Below are 467 nucleotides of genomic sequence, written 5' to 3'. Positions count from 1 at the left end.
GACGAACTCGACGCACTGCTGCGCGGTTACGGGCACGAGCCGATCCACGTCGAGGGCGACGACCCGGCGACCGTGCACCGCGCGCTCGCCGCCGCCATGGACCGTGCCCTGGACCGCATCGCCGGCCACCAGCGGGCCGCCCGCACCGAGGGCGCGACCGAACGCCCGCGCTGGCCGGTGATCGTGCTGCGCACCCCGAAGGGCTGGACCGGCCCGAAAGAGGTCGACGGGCTGCCCGTCGAGGGCACCTGGCGCTCCCACCAGGTGCCGCTCTCCGGTGTCCGGGACAACCCGGGCCACCTGCGCGAGCTGGAGGAGTGGATGCGCTCCTACCGCCCCGGGGAACTCTTCGACTCCTCGGGACGGCCCACCGAACAGGTCCTGCGCTGGGTCCCCGAGGGCGAGTCCCGGCTCGGCGCCACCCCGTACGCCAACGGCGGGCGCCTGCTGCGGCACCTGCCCGTGCC

General features: G+C 75.4%; 1 pseudogene. It reads left to right on the top strand.

The features are described 5' to 3' along the window. Positions 1 to 467 (top strand): annotated as a pseudogene (locus tag IH13_RS0122410) (phosphoketolase); the annotation flags it as partial.

The sequence above is a fragment of the Streptomyces sp. NRRL WC-3549 genome (assembly GCF_000721935.1).
Taxonomy (GTDB): Bacteria; Actinomycetota; Actinomycetes; order Streptomycetales; family Streptomycetaceae; genus Streptomyces.
The sequence above is the reverse complement of the archived record's forward strand: the minus strand, read 5'-3'. Positions and strand labels throughout refer to the sequence as shown.